Below are 16,590 nucleotides of genomic sequence, written 5' to 3'. Positions count from 1 at the left end.
CTCCTTTCGACATGCTGTGCTGCTATTCATTCGTAATGCACCCACTTTTTCTGAAGCGTGACCTGCAGGGCGGTAAGAATGAACAGGATGACGAAGAGCACCCAGGCAATTGCTGAAGCATATCCCATACGCAGGAAAGTGAAGCCCTCCTGATACAAAAAAATCATCAGCACAAGGCTGGATTTATTCGGTCCCCCGGCCGATGATGCATCGAGCGCCCCTCCCGTCATCACGTAAATTTGCTCAAACGCCTGGAAGGTGGAGATCGTGCTCAGAATGAGAACGAGAAACGTTGTGCCCGAAATCAGCGGCACTGTAATATGCATGAATTTGCGGAATACGCCAGCCCCGTCAATTTCGGCCGCCTCGTACACGTCTGAAGGAACGTTCTGCAATCCGGCAAGAAAAATGACCATAATGTAGCCGATCCCTTTCCAAACAGCGATCATCACCAGCAAAGGAATGACGAGACGTTCATCCTGCAGCCATTTTTGCGGTTCCAGCCCTATTTTCAGGAGAAAAGAATTGGCCATCCCGAAGCGGGGATTAAAAATCGCATCCGAAACATACAAAATGACTGTCCAGGAAGAAATAACGGGCACAAAATGCGCCAATCGGAAAAATTTCAGCCCCCGCAGCCGCTGATTCAGTGCCGTCGCTAAAATCAAGGCCAAGACGGTCTGCAGCGGCACGAACAGGATCGTGAAATATACCGTGTTCCACATCGCCTTCCAGAATACCGGCTCCTGGAACAGTTTCTTATAATTCGCCAGGCCCGCCCACTGCGGAGCGTTCAGAATATCATAATGAGAAAAACTGAAATACAAGGAGGCGAGCAGCGAACCAAGTACAAAAACAATAAAATGAATGATATAAGGGGTTACCATCAGCAGTCCCCACTTGCTGTCACTGTTAAGGCGCCGCCTCCGGATCCGCGGGGTTAATGGTTTGACTCCCATCCTTACTTTTTCCGTTTTTTCCATCATGATCATCACGCTTTCTGTCGCTATTCTAGAGGGCCGGCACTTGGCATGCCAGCCCGCAATCCTTCAAAGTTTCAAATGAAAGGCGCTGCTCTATCATTTCTTATAAAATTCATCCAGCACCTTCTGCACTTCCTGATCCGCCTGCTTCATTGCCTGCTCGACGGAAATTTCGCCTTCGAATGCGCGGTTGATGCTGTCGTTGAATTTGCCGACCCATTCGCTCCATACCGCATTTACATCCAGCGTCCCGGCGAATTCGAAGCTGTCGAGAAAGGCCTGTTTATTGGCCGGCGATCCGCTCAGGAACTGCTCGGAATTCGCCACCGATTTCTTGACAGGCACCGCCTCGCCAAGCGAAGCCCACTCTTTCTGAACCTCATCCTCTGTGGCCCAGAATTTCACCCATTCCCAGGCAGCTTCCCCTACCGCGCCTTCGGCCTTCTTGTTGATCACCCAGGAATTTGCGATCACCGGGGAGAAGCGTTTGCCTTCAGGACCTTTTGGCAGCAGCGTCACATCGTAATTCAGGCCTGCTGCGTTCGCATCGATCGTCCGGGCGTATATGCCGATTCTCATGGCAGCCGCCTTGCTCGGGAAGGGGGCCATATTGCTCTGGAAGCTTTTTAAATCAGAGGGAGTCGGAAGCAGCTCGCGCTGCATGCCGTCCACAATCCAGTCCAATGCGGCTTTGTTCTCTGGCGAATCGATGATCGACTGTTCCAGCGTCTCGTTGAGCACCCCTCCGCCATACGATTTCAGCACCGTCATCCATCCTTCGGTGATGCTGAAGAAGGTAAGGCCGTATTGACTGATCTTATTTTTGTCGAACGCCGGGTCTACGGCGTATTTGCCATTGGTATCCTTCGTCAATTTCTCCGCGGCCGTCTTCAGATCGTCCCAGCTCCAAGCGTCAGTCGGGTACTCAATCTGGGCTTCGTCGAACATATCCTTGTTGTAGTACAGCACGGCGATTTGGATCCCCTGCGGCACGCCCCAGTACTTGCCTGCAGCGTCTTTATTAAACTCCAAGCCGTAGTAATCGCCTGCTTTCAAGTCCCGCTGAATCCATTCGGTCAAATCCTTAAGCACGCCACGCTCCGCATATTTCGGGACGAGCACCCCGTCCGAGAGCCATACATCCGGTGCGCTTTCCGCCGCGATTTGCGTATCCAGCTTCTGAAAGAACTGATTATACGGGGAGGATTCCGTTTTTATTTTAATATTCGGATGCTTTTCCTGGAATTTGGCGATCAGCTCCTGCATCTTCTCATCCGATTGAGCTGAGGAATAAAATCCAAGCTTCAATTCCACATCTCCGCCGCCCTTGCCCTTGGTCGAACAGCCGGAGATCAGCAGCGCGGAAAGCAATGTTATCGCAAGCAGCAACGCGCCCCATTTTTTGTGCTGGCTTTTCAAGCTATAACCCCCTAATGATTGGATTGTTCACCTTATTAAAGCGCTTTCTCATAATTGTGTCCGATTTGTGAACTGTGAACTTACTTTAAAATTACTGCATGCTTCCTTTTAGGGTCAACGTCCTTAAAAAGTCCTTTATTCATGCTTTACTTATACCTTTATGATGGAAGGCCTCGCCTCATTCCCGGTTAGCCCGCCGCTGCGCACCAGTAACACCTCACCGCTGAGATGATGATCCCCGAAACGGTAGCTGCGCGGGCCTTGATGGGAGAACACGAACTCTTCCTTCCCCTGCTCCCTCTGCACCGAAAACGCCGTAGCCAGATGGGACGGAACCTGATTACCGTAACTGTCCAGTACCTCCAGCTCTTGCAGGATAGGCAGCTTCGCCTGCGGGCTGGCACTTGGATACAGCAGGGTAATGAATTTGGTGAACCCCTTGCCTTTGCGGACGAAAGAAGCTTTAAGCGAGGGGGTTTTCTCGTTGTAATTGCGCGACACCCAGCATGGTCCCTCTTTGACGTCCACTGGAACCAATGGGATAATCCACAGTTCGGGCCCCTCCTGAGACGCAGCCGCATGAACAATTCCATCCTTCCGAACCGTTAATTCAAGCCCCTCTGCAAAATGAAAAGGGATCGTATATTCATGCTCGCCATGGGAACGGCAAGTATCGACGATAACCCAGTAATCCGGCTTGACAAACAGCACCTGTCTTGCGACATGCACCGGCTGCTCCAATCTCCAATAGCCGTCATGCCCGGCCTGCACGTAATCGAAATCCGGACCGCTGTTCCAGTAGCGGTCTAAGGGCCTCGCCACATCCGCCCAGCGCCAGGAGCTGACGTACGTGGAAATCGTCTCCCCGTCAACGGACAACGTATTATGCTGCAGCGACTCCATGAAATATTGTCTATCTTCCGTTTCCATATATGTGAATCTGCCCGGATCGGTCAGAAATTCGCGACCGTGTGCGAACAGGCTCACATGCAGTAAATCATCGTGCCCATGCGCCCGGATCACATCCATATGGCCGCCGTCAAAAACAAGATACTGCGCGTGGCTGCCCCAGCCGCTGCGCATAAAGACATATCCGCTGTCGTTCAGTTGAATTGACGTGAAGCTTGGCTCCTGAACTGCCAATTGATTAAAGCGATCGTATCCCCGTTCCCCAAAAAACCAAATTCCTTCGTAGTCCAGCCGCTCATAAGCCATTCGCTTCAAATCGCCGCGCCCGAACAGAACGGAACCGCGGCTAAGTACGTCCCGCATGTCTGTCCCGTCGCTGTCGCCGAGCATCGGCTGACGGCCATCAGGCTGAACAAACGCTAGCGAAGCGGTATACATGCGATTCAGCGTGTCATCCAGCACTTCCGGCATTTCAATGCCATTCAACCTGCCAAGCCATACCGATTCGAACAGGCAATGCAGCACCTCATGATGGTACATGGTGCACTGCTCGTTTTGCAGGCCGTCCGTATACACTTGCAGCCTGCACATTTCCGCCAGCCGCTGCAGTGCAGTCTGCAGCCATGTCTCGGCTTCCGCAAGTTCGGGGAACAACAGAGCAAGCTGAAACAAACCATTCGTCTCCAGGAATCCCCAATTGCTCTGCCGATCATGCGGGACATATGCCAAATTCAAGTACATTCCATGCCTGCGGACCGCTTCTTTAAACAGCTTCTCTTCCGGTTCCCCCCACAAGGAACAACGGCGAACGCAGTAATACCCTTTTAGCCAATGCGTAATCCGTATCCCGCTATCCAGCTTGCGCCACGTATCCTTGACGTTGTAAACCCGGTCTGCCGCAGAACGCACTTCTTCCTCTGTCAAAGGATTTTGCTGCATCCAATCCTTCAATAGCCGGATGTATCCCTCGGCATATTTCTCTTTTCCCGTCAGCCAATAGGCCTGCCCGAGCTCACCCATATATCGCGCACGGTTCAGCATGACTAGCCATTCCAGATCCTCGTTATGCCGGTAATACCAATTGATGCGCTCAGGGAAAGCAACCTCCTCCTCGCAGCGCTCCATATCCCAGCGATGCGTGAAAATAAAGGTGTTCCGGCACGCCAAATCAGCCCGGTGCACGACTTCCTTCACTTCCTCCGGCCAGTGCTTCCGGCAGGCATCGACGATAAACCGGCGATCTTCCTCCGTCCAATAAAAACGCCGAACCGGCAGTGAACCTTCACTCATCCTGTATGCCCCCCTTCTCTTCCGATCGTTCATGACTTGATCCAAACAGTCTCTGGCGGTGCCTTTCGCCTGTCGGCGTCGCCGCAAGCCCCCCGAGCGCCGTCTCTTTAAGCGTTCCAGGCATCGCCTGGCCGACGCGGTACATCGCTCCGATGACTTCGTCCGCAGGTATGATGGTTTCGATGCCCGCCAGCGCCAGATCGGCCGATACGATCGCATTGGACGCCCCCATCGCGTTTCGCATTACGCAGGGCACCTCCACGAGTCCTGCAACGGGATCGCATACGAGACCTAGCGTGTTCTTTAGGGCGATCGCCACGGCGTGAGCCGACTGCCTTGGCGTGCCTCCGGCCATTTCAACGATTGCGCCGGCCGCCATAGCCGACGCGGAGCCAACCTCAGCCTGGCATCCCCCGGCTGCGCCGGAAATGAAAGAACGGTTGGCGATCACATAGCCGATGGCGCCTGACGTAAACAGGAAGCGGACCATTGCGTCGCGATCCGCGCCCAATTCCTCGGCCAGCCCGAAGAGGCAGCCCGGGATCACACCGCTCGCTCCCGCGGTCGGCGTAGCGACAATCGTGCCCATCGCCGCATTGACCTCGTTTGTCGCAATCGCCCGGCTGACCGCCTGAAGCACCCGCTGGCCGGACAAGGTGCTCCCCTGTCGCAAGTAGCCCTCCAGCTTGCGCGCATCGCCGCCGGTTAAGCCGCTCCGCGATCTAATCTCCTCCGTTAAGCCGCGCTGCACGGCCTTCTCCATCGTGTCCAGGTGCTGAAACATTTTGCTGATGATCTTCTCCTTCGGCACACCCGTGGCCAGCGCTTCCTCCTCGATCATGATGTCGGCTATGGCTTGGCCCTGGGCCTCGGCAAGCTGCACCAGTTCCTCTATTGTGCTGAACTGCATGGGTTGTAAACCTCCCTTTCAATCACCCTTCTTACAAGGGCGGCAGAATCCGGACATGCGCGACATCAGCAATGCCTGCGATTTGCGATCCGGCGGAAGCGGATATCTCTTCATCCGTCTCAATGATCAATAGCGCTTCCTGGCCCTTCGCCTTGCGGGACATTTCCATTCTGGCGATGTTGATCCGCCGATCCGCCAGCACACTGGCCACGGAAGCGATCAAGCCGAAATGATCCTTATGGAATACGAAGGCTGTCCAGGCATCCCCCGACAGATTCATTTGAAAATCATCCGCCTCCAGCATGGCGACTTTACCGCCCCCGATAGAGATGCCTTTCACCCTCATTGCCCCTGCTTCATCCTCAAGGCGAATCCAGGCTGTATTGGGATGCTCCTCGGGCAAGTCTACGGTTGTGATTGAAATGGCTAGACCAATATCTTCCGAAATTTTAAGAGCATCCTTGATACGGGGATCATGGGTATCGAAACCCATCAGCCCGCCGACGATTGCCACATCCGTACCATGCCCCTGATACGTCTTGGCGAATGAGCCGCAAAATTCGATTTGCGCCTTATGCGGAACGCGGCCGAATAACCGTCTGGCCATCCGTCCGATGCGTGCCGCACCCGCTGTATGCGAGCTGGACGGCCCGATCATGACCGGGCCGATAATATCAAAGACGGAGCGGTATTTCATGGCGATCCCAGCCATTTCGCCAAATGGCGATGCACGAAATCATCATCGTTCAGATGGGGATATGAGTGATATACCCGGTCGATTTCCTCCATCTGTCCTGGAGACAGCTGTTCCGCAGGATTCAGGCACCAGCGGCCCTCGAGCAAGCCTTGGCGGCGAAGCACCTCATGGATGCCCGGAATACAGCCATGAAAATCATGCCCGGGGTCAAAAAAGGCAGCATTCGCGTCGCTGATTTCCATGCTTCGCGTGAGAAGCTCATGAGGTATGTTTTCTCCGCTTTCCCGCAGATCAATGATTTGTGACATCAGTTCAACCGCTTTGCGCGTCCAGACCGCCCAGTGTCCGAGCAGACCGCCAACGATACGCTTCTCGACCTTCATACCGCCGACCTTAAAGCGATAGATCGTCAGCAAATCGGCCACGATATTGTCATCATTACCGGTATATAATGCGATGGATTCGCGGCGGCTCGACTCACAGACAGCCCTGACAACATCCAGCGTTTGATAGCGGTTGAAAGGGGCCATCTTGATCGCCTTCACGCCTGGAATTTCGGCCATTTCCCGCCAGAACCCATAGCTTAGCCGCTTTCCGCCTACGGCTGGCTGCAAATAAAACCCGAAGACGGGAATGACGTCTGCGATCGCTTCCGTACGCTCTAGAAGCTCTGACTCGCTCCACGAATCCAGCCCGCCTGTACTGACTAGGCCCAGATCATAACCAAGTTTAACGGCAAGCTCGGCTTCCCGCAGCGCCTGGTCCGTCGGCCCGCAAATTCCCGCGACCTTGATGAACGTACGATCCAGCCCCGCTTCCTCGACTTCTTCCGCCGCCATGCGCAGAACCGGCTCAAACAACCCGATGCCCGGATCGCGAATTTCGAACTGGGTCGTATGCACGCCAACGGCTATGCCGCCCGCACCCGATTCGATATAGTATCTGGACAAAGCCCGCTGCCTCCGTTCATCCAAGCGCCGGGACGCATCTAGCGCCAGCGGATGGGCCGGAATTACGGTGCCTCGCTGCAGCAGCGCATCAACCTCCGGTTTCAACTGCAGGGCTGTCATTAGAACGCACCTGCCCGTTCCTGGAAATGCGTCGGTTTGTTCAACGTATTTCCACCGGCTTCGACCCAGCCGGCCGTCCATTCCATCATTTGCCGGAGCGTGACGCGGGGATAGCCAAACAGACGATGGGATTGCGAGGCATTGTTAAGGAGCGCCGTAGACTGCTCCGTTCCGGTAAATTGCGGAACTGTTCCAAGCAGTTCGCCAAAACGCTCCGCCATCCAACGAACCGATACCGTCTCTGGTCCGGTAATATTGAGCGTGACGGGAGGCGAGTCACACAGCAGCAAAGAGCGGATCGCCATTTCATTGGCATCCCCTTGCCAAATGACATTGACCTGGCCCATGCTTACATCGATCGGCGTCCCTTCTTTAACCGCCTTAGCGATTTCTAACAAGATGCCATAGCGCAGATCAATCGCATAATTTAAGCGAAAATTGACGAGTGGCGTACCATTTTTCCGGGAGAAATATTCAAACACTCGTTCCCGGCCAAGGCAGGATTGCGCATATTCGCCAATAGGTGCAGGAGGCGTCTCCTCAGAGGCGCCGCCTGACCCGATATGGGTAAGCGGATAAATATTTCCCGAGGAAAAAGCGACGATTCGCGACCGCGGGAACTTCTCAGCTACGCGCCCCGGCAGATAGGCATTCATTGCCCAAGTAAAATACTCGCGGCCCGTTGTTCCAAACTTGTTACCGGCCATATAAATGACATTGCGCGCGGACGGCAGCTTGGCAAGCGCCGCTTCATCCAGCAGATCAGCTGCAATCGTCTCAATGCCTGCCGACTCCAGCTCGCCGCGTAAATCGCCAGAGGAGAAGCGGGATACGCCGGTTACTTTCGCCTTAATGCCAGCCGCCTCGATCCCTCGCTTCACCAGCTTGGCCAGACTTGGCCCCATTTTTCCGCCCACGCCAAGGATGAGAATATCTCCATCCAGCTTGGACAAATCCTCTATTAAACGGTCAGAAGGCTCGCTTAACTTGCTCTCCAGTTCGCTTATCGTTTTCAACATTCTCACCTCTACTAGTTATATGATCAGATGGAAATCAATACCTCCTGTCGATTTCATTCTAGAATCGCCGTTATTATAAGACAACGTCTTTAAATCGACCTTAAAAGCGCTTACAACAACGTTAAAATAAATAAGGCCGGGGATATTTCCCCAGCCTTTGTGGTTAAGCGGTCGCCGTAGCCTTCGATTCGTTGCGAAGTCTTTGTCTCGCGCGATATAGCGTAATTTTGAATTTGGACAACGAAATTTCCATGAGATTCGCCGCTTCCTGATAAGAGAAACCATGGATGTCGTAGAGCAGCACGGCCTGACGCTGATTTAGATTCAACAGCAACAATTGGCTGTAAAGCTCCTGGCGGCTCTCCTCCCGAAGCATCCATGTTTCCGGCGTCTCCTCGCCTGCAAACTGATAAAAAAATTCATTTTCATAGGAAGAGGAACGACTCTCCTTGCGCAGCTTATCTATGTAAGCATTATGCGACACCCGGAACAGCCAGGGCTTCACTTTTTTCTCCGGCAGCTGCTCCAGGTGGGACCATGCCCGGCAGAACGTCTCTTGTGTCAAATCCTCTGCGGTGTGGTGGTTCCGGCATAAGTAAAACAGATACCGGTATACGTCATTTTTATAATCACGGTAAGCTTTGTCGATCGATAATACGCTCATTTCCTATTCTCCCCTTCGTTATTCTCTCTCTAGCTTTGGAATCCGTAATCCAGCAATTTGACCGAGTCCGACCAAACTCCCTGCTCAGTCGAATGAAGAACAACGGAAATCAACTCTTTGTCATTTCGGACGGCCGACCCGACCAGACAATAACCTGCCTTCTCGGTGTATCCCGTCTTGATGCCGTTAGCTCCCTGAAAATACCACTCATTATCGCTTTGAATTAGTCTGTTGCGGTTACGAAAAGCAGTGGTTTCCCCCGTACCCTCTCTATAGTGAACCACCTCGCCAACGATGCCCTGAAAGGCTTCTTGACTCATCGCAGCTTGGGCGATGACTGCGATATCCCGCGCCGTCGTATAATGATCCGGATCATGCAGCCCGTGCGGATTGACGAAATGGCTGTTCTTCGCACCAAGCTCCTTAGCCCGCTGATTCATCAGCCCGGCAAAATAAGCGATCGCTTCCTCCGGCTCCAGCTTTCGGCCCGTTTCTTTCTCCGCAATATATACCGCCGCGGTTCTGGCCGCATCGTTCCCTGAGGGGAGCATCATCGCAGCGATCAGATCCCGAACTGGCAGCTGGTCCCCTTCGTGGAGACCTGCCGTGCTCTCGTCGGCTGTACGAAGCCGCGCTTCCTTGCCGACCGTTACAAGCTCATCGGGATCGCCTCTTTCGAGCACGATCAGCGCCGTTAATATCTTGGTTGTGCTGGCAGGATACATTCGCTTTTTATCATTATGGGCATATAAGATTTTTCCGGTCTCCCGATCCATAACAAGCATGGATTTTCCTTCCAGTCCACCTAGCCCGGGGGCTGTTATCACACGCCATTGCGCTTTTGCTTTACTCATGAACGCCGACGCGCTCAGGTGCAGATGATCAAGCTGCGGAGAGTTGGCCAGGAGCAGCAGTCCGATGACTGCAAACAGTACAAGCCCTTTTTTTCGCAAGAACTGGTAACCCCTTTCCTCCTTGCGCAAGCATAGGTCAGTTGAATTCGATATTTCCATTATCGGGGTCATAGTTTTCTTTCCGCGTAAGAAATTATTAAGATTATCTTAAGATTTTGCTGCAAATTTCTTAAACTTTCCGTCCAGCAAGCTTGAACAGCGTGATATAGCAAAAAACGCGCCTCCCCTGTAGGGATGACGCGTCTTTGACGGACGGATCTAAAATAGCATTTTTCTCTTATGTTTCTTCCTAAGCGTGTATTCCAATTCCTTCAAATACTTATGTCTTTCCTCCCTGTAAAGTGAATATCGGTTTCTGCCAAGCTTCTTGGCATGATACATCGCGAGATCAGCTTCAGCCATCATTCGCTGGCGGTCAACCTTGCGCCCTTCACTAATGCTGATCCCGATGCTCCCGGTGACCTTGATGTTACGCCCCTGAATTTCAAACGGCCGGCTGATTTTATCCAAGATTAGCGACGCCAATATCTCCACTTTGTTCGGATCGCAATTTTTCATGATAAACACGAACTCATCGCCTCCGATGCGAAAAGCCAACTGGTTTTTATTCGTGATTTGGCGCAGGCCGATACTGACATCATGCAGGAGCTGATCCCCCGCCATATGACCGTACGTGTCATTTATCTCTTTGAAATGATCCAGATCTAGAGACAATACAGCCAGATGATCCTTCCCTTTATGACGTGCCCAGAAATGATCGAAACCATTTCGATTCATAAGCCCAGTGACGGCATCGGTATAAGCCAGCTTCATCAGGTCTGTTCTCTCCCGGAGCAGCGACCGGAGAACAATGGTCATCCCGACAAGCACTGCACTTAAAACTCCGATGATAATGATATACATCGTTCCTGCATGTTCTGCCATACTCTTATCACATCCCATTTCATAAAAAGAACTATAAACAGCAAAGATTCAAGGTCGGTCAGGCTATGATTTGGGCTTAGGTATCTGAAAAGCCACCCTTGTTCCTTCGCCAGGAACGCTGCTTATATGTAAACCCTGTCCATAGAGCTGCTTCAAGCGCCGGTCTGTATTGATAAGCCCGATCCCGCGGCGCGAATGGGAGTCGGTCTCAAGCAGGCATCGCAGCTTCTCTTCCTCAATGCCTACACCGTCATCCTCAACGATGATCTCTGTATAGTCTGGGTGATTATGGATGCAGATCGTTACCGTACCTCCGCTTACCCGTGTCAGCAGGCCGTGTCTGACCGAATTTTCCACGATGGGCTGCATGGATAGGGGAGGTATCTGAACGCTGCTGTAATCCTCCAAGTCCCAGACCACCTGCAGACGGTCACCGAAGCGCTCCTTCTCAATGTAGAGATAAGAATGCAGCATCTCAAGCTCATGTTCAATCGGCACGAGCCGCTGTAAATTGCGCACATCAAAACTGGTCCGCAAATAGCTGCCAAACCGCTCGAGAAGAACTACCATTCGTGACGTATCCATAACACTGAGCGATGCCACGGAGTTTAGCGTGTTATACAGAAAGTGCGGCTGAATCTGTGCCTGAAGCCAAGCGGCCTCCATATGCAGACGCTCCATAATCGACCGCTTTAAGGCGATCAAAGCCTGCACCCTTGTTTTTAGCTCCAGCGCATCCATTGGCTTGCTTAAGTAATCATTCGCTCCGGCCTTGAACCCGGCTTCGATATCCTGAGACCTGCTTCTTGCCGTCAGGAGCAGGATCGGCAGCTCGGAAATCGTATATTTGCGGCGAATTTCCCGCGTCAGTTCGTACCCCGATATATTTGGCATCATGACATCGGAAATGACGAGGTCCCACTCTCCCGAGTCAAGGAGCTGCAACGCTTCCTCGGCGGTGGTTACGGCCGAAATATGATAATGCTCTTGAGAAAGGATATGCTGCAGTATTTTCAGATTTACGGGATCGTCATCCACAGCAATAATTTTGGGCTGGCTGTCCCACTGGGCCGTTTCCTGCTCCGGAGCGGATTCCTCCGTAACGGCCGGCTCGGCTAACCTGTCAGAAGAAGTTAAAAATAGATAGGCCGCATCGTCCTCCCCGGATTTCCCTGGATCTGGCGCCGCTTTATCCTGATCGGCCACGGCCAGAGGTAGCGAGAAGCTGAACACGGAGCCTTGACCGGGCTCGGATTGCAGCTCCAAGCTGCTTCCATGCAGCTCGACAAATTGCTTGCAAATGCTGAGCCCTAGTCCCAATCCACCTTGTATGGCCGGTGCATCAGAAGTCCCCTGATGATACGGTAGAAATACTCTGCGCTGTGTCTCTTCGTCCATGCCGATGCCAGTGTCTCTAACGTAGATACGAGCCTGGTTCTCATGCACTTCCGCCGACAGTACGATGAAGCCTTCGTTCGTATATTTAATCGCGTTATGCAGCAAATTGAAGAGGATTTGCACCAGCCTGTTCTCGTCGGCAAGAACTCGCGGAAACGAATCAGACACGTCCAGCACCATTTCCAGCTTTTTCGCATCGCTTAAATAACGAAGCATCTCGACTACGCCGGAAGCCGTCGCCTGCACACTCACGCTCTGCTTATACAGCCGGATTTGTCCCTCTCGGAGCAATGAAACGTCCAGCAGATCATTGAGCTGAAGCGACAGGCGCTGACCGATCTGGATCAAGAGCTTCAGGTCGCTGCGATGCCTGTCTATCAGACGATTCTGTCCATTATCAAGCACCGCCTGTGCCATGTTGATCATGCCATGCAGCGGATTACGCAATTCGTGTGAAGTATTGGCGAGGAACTCGTCTTTTCGCTTGTCTTCCTCTTGCAGCCGTTCAGCAAGCTTTTTCGCATGAAATGTCGTCTGTGCGAACCGGATGAACCAGAAGGCCGCAAAACTGACAAATGCAATGATCAAATCCAGCGGGTAGTAAGGCATATCCGCCCAAAATCTACTCTTGATGATCCCGCCAATAAATATATTTATGGAAACGGCAGCCGCCGCCATAAGAATGAAAACGGCCGACTTCTCTCCTTCCCGAATGGAGCGGAATGCGAAGTATGGAACAAGTATAATGACAGCAAGCATGATGACAAGCAGTAGATGATTGCCTACTCTCAAATAGCGGTCCGGCAAGCCGAACATGAGCAGCATGCCTGCAGCGCTAAACACGAGAAGCGCGCGAACGGTTCTTCTATTCTCTTTTCGGCCTAGAAGAGATTTCGTGCACAGCATCAGAAAAATAGCCAAGCAAATGTAGATGATAATCTTCAGCTTAAAGACCCATGCCATTGGGATAGGCAGCCAGGCCAGAAGCAGCTTGTCGTCATCCGTCAACACGGAGAGGACGGCAAAAAATATCATAAGCGCAAAGTAAAGCAATTCTTTGCCGCGATGACCAAGCGCAAACAAAATCCCGGCATATATGCCATGCAGCAGCAATACTACGCATGCGACGATCTGCAGCATTTCGGACAGCAGCCTCTCATTCATCATGGCCGCAGCCGTTCCAAATTTTACGGACTGTACTATACCGCCCATGCCGTAGATATGAAAATTCGAGACATGGAGGAGAACCTCAACTTCAGATTTAGCAGTGTGAAAATTAACGGAATAAGGAACGTTTCTTGCTTTGTTGTGTTCCTTTGTCTCTGCAGGGCCCATTTCGCCATACATTTGACCGTTTATATACAATCGTGTTGCTGACTGGACATTCGGAAGCTGAATCGAATATACGCCGTCCGTATCCTGAATCAAAACCCGAAGGCGGTAAGTTCCATAGCCGAATTTTTGATTTATGGAAGAGCTCCATTTTCCCGGCACCTGCATGTAGAGTCTATCGAGTTCATCCCGCTGCTCTCCGCTTGCTGCGGGGCTTACAAAATGCCCAGGGTAGAATTCCCACTCTCCATTTAGTGTAATAACCTGCCGATCGCTGAACTGCCAATGTCTAAGGTCCAGTTCTCCGCGTTCTGCCTGAGGATGCTCGGGCATGATGCGAAAGGAGCACCATACCAGTCTCAGGCTGGCCAACACAAGTAAAAATATACCGAGATAAATAAATACTTTTTTCGTTGTCATCTGCTTTTTTGAAATGGACAAGGATCAACAATTCCTTTACGGTAAGATTGTAGAGCATGCCTCACAACAAAATTGATAAGGGAAGTCTACTCATTTCCCGCTGCTTGTCCGCCTTCCCGGACGTCCTGCTTGGCATGAACAATCAATCGATGGGTAGGGTTAACCAGCAGATCGCAAGTAATCAAGGGGGGCGGTCTCCGTCATATGCGCGGCCACATGCTGCAAATTTTGCTTAGTAGCGCCTTCCAATATCGGCAGCTTCAAATCAATAACATCGATGAGGATCGTCCCCAATCCCTCTTCCTCCTCAAAATTATTAAGCTTCGTATGGGCAATCGCCGGCCCAGACTCCGTATTCATTTCTTCAAGCTACTGGGTTACCTGCGCATAACTTGATTGCAGGCGTTTAGATCAATGCTGTCTGCTTGCCTGCGGCTTTGCTCAGCGTTTTCAATATCCTGCAGAAGCATTTCCTGTCTATCCATTCTTGTTTCTAGTATGATTTGCCCAGTATACAATCTGTTTCTATACAATTTCTCAACTTTTATGAACAAAAAAAATCCTTTCCCGGCAATTGCCGAGAAAGGATTCTTCATCTAAGCTTGTTTGGTTGTTCTTCGCCGTAAATAGATTCCGGCGGCAATGATCGCCAATCCTGCTGCATAGTAAGGCAGATCAGAGCTTTCTCCCGTTTTCGGCAGCTTGGTCACACCCATGTCCGATTTACTCGGATGATCCTGGGCTCCTTCACCAGCTCCTGACACATTTTTACCGTCATTGGCATTCGTTTGTTCTTCATGATTTTGACCGCTTGCCTCGGATTGAGGCGGATTCCCCTCGCCAGTCGAGGCATTTTCTGCGGATTCGCCATCCTCGCCGGTCTCCACGGGCTCCTGAGCTACTGCCGGGTTTTCCGGCTCCGGCTCTTCCGGTGTGGTAACCGGCGGCGCTACTGGCGGTGTTACCGGTGGTTCCGCCTCTCTTTCATTGGCAACAGCCACTCTCTTAACATTGCCGTCGGCCTTAATACCGGAGTCTATTGTGACACTGATCGGAGCGTCAAGCAGTTCGTAGCCTGCAGGAGCCTGAAGCCTTCCAGTACATAGTCACCATACAGCAAATCGGTAAACAGTGCTTTGCCATCAACATCCGTCGTTTTCGTAATCGCCGGTCTTTTACCTTTGGCATCCTGCAATACGAATACAGCGCCTTCCAGCATTTGGGACGAATCGTCCGGAGCGATGACCAGTGTATAATCGACACCTTCCTGAAGCGGCGTCAAGCCCGTTATCGGTGCTAACTCCGCTGGCGCCAACCTTTGCTTTGTACAAACGGAAAGAATCCTCGACAAGCACCTGATTCGGTGTCGGCTCGACAATGATTTTGGCATCCTCGACATAGGATTGTCCGCGGTTGATATAGATCGTCCAATCAATTCTATCGTCGTTTTGCTCTCCGCCTTTGGATACAAACTCTCCACCTTGCCCGTTCCTTCGCTCAGAAGCGTGCCGTTTCCCGATCGCGAACTTCAAGCGTTCCCGCTACCAAATGCTGAGTGTCATTAAAGCGGTCTTCCAAAATCCCCTGCGGAATATGCTTGCCTCTAAAGTTATATTCGATCACCCAGGTCATTGTTCGAGTCTGCTCGTCATAGCTCTCCAATCTCTTGCTCAATACCTCGGGGCGCTGAATCGGCACTGTTTTTGATGCTTCAGCAGATTTGCTTCCCGTCAGCTTCGCCGTATTGGTGAAGCTCGTTTCATCGCCGTTGCCGACATTCGTCGTAGACGTTATCCGATATGCCGAATCGAGCGACTGTCAAATTCGATTCTAAAGCCGTCCAGGGACTGTGTGTCGAGCGTGTAGCCTGATAGAACGGGAGCCCCAAGCTGCGTGCTGCCGTCCACGTTAACGTTCAACTTATGAACTTGGATCGAGGAAACATCCAGAGATAGGCCCGGGGGTGTCTCATCCGTGATTACAGCCTGATCGATCCGTTCAAGCAAAGTGTTGACATCGATCGACCAGTGAATCTGTTTATCCCCCGCGGACCGGAAACGGAATAGCCACCTCGGTACTGCCCGTTATCGCCGTCTTGCTAAAATTGGTGTTGAAAATAATCGTCCCGCCCACGTCAGAATACCCGCTTACATCTTCATCGAAGGTAACAATCACATGGCCGTTTTTGGAGGCAGCGAAATTACTGATTTCTAAACCGCTAATTTCGAGAATGCCATTTACGCTGTTGTACAGCTCGAATTCCTGTGGAATATCGAACTCAAACGTGCTCCCGGCTACGTAATCATGACCGTTCTCAAGCTCCCATTCATATTCCAGGGTCACCGGCGCTCCCATGACCACCGGGTCGGCATTCGGATTATAGACAGCGTCAATGACGCTGCCTGCCGCATCCTTCAGCATGACCTTGGTCAAAATGCTCTTACTGTTACTGGAGCTGCCCAGGGGCGTGTTCGCCGATGCAAATCCGGGACCTATGATGCTGTGTAGAAACAGCATGGCGGCGACCAGTAATACAAAACCTTTTTTTCTCATACTTTAACCCGTCTCCAATTTAGAACTTGTCTTCCTTGTCAAGGATCTACTGAATTATCCTCCCTTCATCGGTTTCTTCAGTGGCAAG

General features: G+C 51.9%; 17 protein-coding genes. All 17 read right to left on the bottom strand.

All coding sequences use genetic code 11. The features are described from left to right. Positions 1–26: 26 nt before the first annotated feature. Positions 27–959, bottom strand: coding sequence for a carbohydrate ABC transporter permease (locus tag QNH46_RS11525; protein ID WP_430691932.1), 933 nt, complete (start codon positions 957–959; stop codon positions 27–29). Positions 960–1,079: 120 nt separating this feature from the next. After that, a complete protein-coding gene (locus tag QNH46_RS11520) occupies positions 1,080–2,402 on the bottom strand; it encodes an ABC transporter substrate-binding protein (protein WP_283928196.1) in 1,323 nt (440 codons plus the stop codon). Between the two features lie 150 nt (positions 2,403–2,552). Beyond that, positions 2,553–4,601, bottom strand: coding sequence for an alginate lyase family protein (locus tag QNH46_RS11515; RefSeq protein WP_283928195.1), 2,049 nt, complete (start codon positions 4,599–4,601; stop codon positions 2,553–2,555). Further along, positions 4,594–5,511, bottom strand: a complete 918-nt coding sequence (sdaAA, locus tag QNH46_RS11510; RefSeq protein WP_283928194.1) for an L-serine ammonia-lyase, iron-sulfur-dependent, subunit alpha — start codon at positions 5,509–5,511, stop codon at positions 4,594–4,596. Before sdaAA ends, QNH46_RS11515 begins: the two co-directional genes overlap by 8 nt. A 31-nt stretch (positions 5,512–5,542) precedes the next feature. After that, positions 5,543–6,208 (bottom strand): L-serine ammonia-lyase, iron-sulfur-dependent subunit beta, encoded by a 666-nt coding sequence (sdaAB, locus tag QNH46_RS11505; protein ID WP_430691931.1) that lies wholly within the window; start codon positions 6,206–6,208, stop codon positions 5,543–5,545. Next, positions 6,205–7,278, bottom strand: coding sequence for a dihydrodipicolinate synthase family protein (locus tag QNH46_RS11500; protein WP_283928192.1), 1,074 nt, complete (start codon positions 7,276–7,278; stop codon positions 6,205–6,207). The genes sdaAB and QNH46_RS11500 overlap by 4 nt, the downstream gene beginning before the upstream one ends. Further along, on the bottom strand, positions 7,278–8,294 hold the full coding sequence (locus tag QNH46_RS11495; RefSeq protein ID WP_283928411.1) for an NAD-dependent epimerase/dehydratase family protein: 1,017 nt from the start codon (positions 8,292–8,294) through the stop codon (positions 7,278–7,280). Before QNH46_RS11495 ends, QNH46_RS11500 begins: the two co-directional genes overlap by 1 nt. Before the next feature lie 166 nt (positions 8,295–8,460). Then, a complete protein-coding gene (locus QNH46_RS11490) occupies positions 8,461–8,961 on the bottom strand; it encodes a sigma-70 family RNA polymerase sigma factor (protein WP_155611085.1) in 501 nt (166 codons plus the stop codon). Positions 8,962–8,990: 29 nt separating this feature from the next. After that, on the bottom strand, positions 8,991–9,914 hold the full coding sequence (locus tag QNH46_RS11485; protein WP_283928191.1) for a D-alanyl-D-alanine carboxypeptidase family protein: 924 nt from the start codon (positions 9,912–9,914) through the stop codon (positions 8,991–8,993). 219 nt (positions 9,915–10,133) lie between these two features. Continuing rightward, entirely contained in the window at positions 10,134–10,799 is a 666-nt protein-coding gene (locus QNH46_RS11480) for a GGDEF domain-containing protein (RefSeq protein ID WP_283928190.1), read from the bottom strand. A gap of 63 nt (positions 10,800–10,862) precedes the next feature. After that, entirely contained in the window at positions 10,863–13,949 is a 3,087-nt protein-coding gene (locus QNH46_RS11475; protein ID WP_283928189.1) for a hybrid sensor histidine kinase/response regulator, read from the bottom strand. A gap of 159 nt (positions 13,950–14,108) precedes the next feature. Then, entirely contained in the window at positions 14,109–14,309 is a 201-nt protein-coding gene (locus QNH46_RS11470) for a sortase family protein (RefSeq protein ID WP_283928188.1), read from the bottom strand. Positions 14,310–14,545: 236 nt separating this feature from the next. Then, positions 14,546–14,950 carry an LPXTG cell wall anchor domain-containing protein gene (locus QNH46_RS11465; protein ID WP_283928187.1) on the bottom strand — a complete coding sequence of 135 codons (405 nt, stop codon included), beginning with the start codon at positions 14,948–14,950 and terminating at the stop codon, positions 14,546–14,548. A gap of 35 nt (positions 14,951–14,985) precedes the next feature. Continuing rightward, a complete protein-coding gene (locus QNH46_RS11460) occupies positions 14,986–15,264 on the bottom strand; it encodes a prealbumin-like fold domain-containing protein (RefSeq protein ID WP_283928186.1) in 279 nt (92 codons plus the stop codon). A 182-nt stretch (positions 15,265–15,446) separates the two neighbouring features. Beyond that, positions 15,447–15,623: a hypothetical protein gene (locus QNH46_RS11455; protein ID WP_283928185.1), complete on the bottom strand. Its 177-nt coding sequence runs from the start codon at positions 15,621–15,623 to the stop codon at positions 15,447–15,449. Between the two features lie 116 nt (positions 15,624–15,739). Continuing rightward, the gene (locus tag QNH46_RS11450) at positions 15,740–15,955 is read right to left on the bottom strand and encodes a collagen binding domain-containing protein (protein WP_283928184.1); all 216 of its coding nucleotides are present in this window, start codon (positions 15,953–15,955) and stop codon (positions 15,740–15,742) included. Between the two features lie 31 nt (positions 15,956–15,986). After that, positions 15,987–16,502, bottom strand: coding sequence for an Ig-like domain-containing protein (locus QNH46_RS11445; protein WP_283928183.1), 516 nt, complete (start codon positions 16,500–16,502; stop codon positions 15,987–15,989). Between the last annotated feature and the right edge of the window lie 88 nt (positions 16,503–16,590).

It is taken from the genome of Paenibacillus woosongensis (assembly GCF_030122845.1).
In the GTDB taxonomy this organism is placed as follows: Bacteria; Bacillota; Bacilli; order Paenibacillales; family Paenibacillaceae; genus Fontibacillus; species Fontibacillus woosongensis_A.
Note: the sequence above shows the minus strand (reverse complement) of the source record. Positions and strands in the feature narration are given on the sequence as shown.

What these genes read in the sequence shown, in the direction of transcription:
- QNH46_RS11470 (WP_283928188.1), bottom strand. Translation starts at nt 14,309, where the DNA reads ATGAATACGGAGTCTGGGCCGGCGATTGCCCATACGAAGCTTAATAAT.
- sdaAB (WP_430691931.1), bottom strand. Translation starts at nt 6,208, where the DNA reads ATGAAATACCGCTCCGTCTTTGATATTATCGGCCCGGTCATGATCGGG.
- QNH46_RS11500 (WP_283928192.1), bottom strand. Translation starts at nt 7,278, where the DNA reads ATGACAGCCCTGCAGTTGAAACCGGAGGTTGATGCGCTGCTGCAGCGA.
- QNH46_RS11480 (WP_283928190.1), bottom strand. Translation starts at nt 10,799, where the DNA reads ATGGCAGAACATGCAGGAACGATGTATATCATTATCATCGGAGTTTTA.
- QNH46_RS11525 (WP_430691932.1), bottom strand. Translation starts at nt 959, where the DNA reads ATGGGAGTCAAACCATTAACCCCGCGGATCCGGAGGCGGCGCCTTAAC.
- sdaAA (WP_283928194.1), bottom strand. Translation starts at nt 5,511, where the DNA reads ATGCAGTTCAGCACAATAGAGGAACTGGTGCAGCTTGCCGAGGCCCAG.
- QNH46_RS11490 (WP_155611085.1), bottom strand. Translation starts at nt 8,961, where the DNA reads ATGAGCGTATTATCGATCGACAAAGCTTACCGTGATTATAAAAATGAC.
- QNH46_RS11445 (WP_283928183.1), bottom strand. Translation starts at nt 16,502, where the DNA reads ATGAGAAAAAAAGGTTTTGTATTACTGGTCGCCGCCATGCTGTTTCTA.
- QNH46_RS11515 (WP_283928195.1), bottom strand. Translation starts at nt 4,601, where the DNA reads ATGAGTGAAGGTTCACTGCCGGTTCGGCGTTTTTATTGGACGGAGGAA.
- QNH46_RS11475 (WP_283928189.1), bottom strand. Translation starts at nt 13,949, where the DNA reads ATGACAACGAAAAAAGTATTTATTTATCTCGGTATATTTTTACTTGTG.